This window comes from Achromobacter sp. UBA5777, assembly GCF_002418565.1.
GTDB lineage: Bacteria > Pseudomonadota > Gammaproteobacteria > Burkholderiales > Burkholderiaceae_B > Achromobacter > Achromobacter animicus.
The window spans coordinates 50,945-51,344 of sequence record NZ_DIEJ01000184.1 but is presented as its reverse complement, the minus strand read 5'-3'; the positions used below and the strand labels follow the sequence as shown (position 1 = coordinate 51,344).

General features: G+C 67.8%; 1 protein-coding gene and 1 pseudogene. Both read right to left on the bottom strand.

What is annotated here, in order from left to right:
* The coding region (locus B3446_RS14545; RefSeq protein WP_414632411.1) for a YeeE/YedE family protein at positions 1 to 229 on the bottom strand (229 nt) is incomplete at its 3' end.
* 58 nt (positions 230 to 287) lie between these two features.
* Positions 288 to 400 (bottom strand): annotated as a pseudogene (locus B3446_RS14540) (transcriptional regulator); the annotation flags it as partial.

Genomic DNA, 400 nt, shown 5'->3' with positions numbered 1-400 from the left:
TGCAGCCAGACGCATAGCGCGTGCCGATGCCGACCAGCAGGCCGGCGACGATAAGACGCGGCGTGCTGGCCTCCACCGTGATGGAAGGCAGGTCGGAAAACAGGCGGAACAGCCAGGGCGCGGCGCACAGCCCCAGCAGGAAAGCGAGGCGCCAGCCGCCGCCGCGCTCGGGCGCAAGCAGTCCGCCCACGATGCCGCTGATGCCCGCGATGCGCCCCGCGCCCAGCATCAGCAGCACCGCGCCGGCGCCGATCAGCAGGCCGCCNNGAAGGCGGACCAGTCCACGTTCACTTGAGTGACTCCATGGCGCGTCCGCAGTACAAACTGGATAGCGTTTTCATCACCTGGCTGACCTCGAAGCTGGCCATCTGGTAATAGACGTATTTGCCCTCGCGGCGGG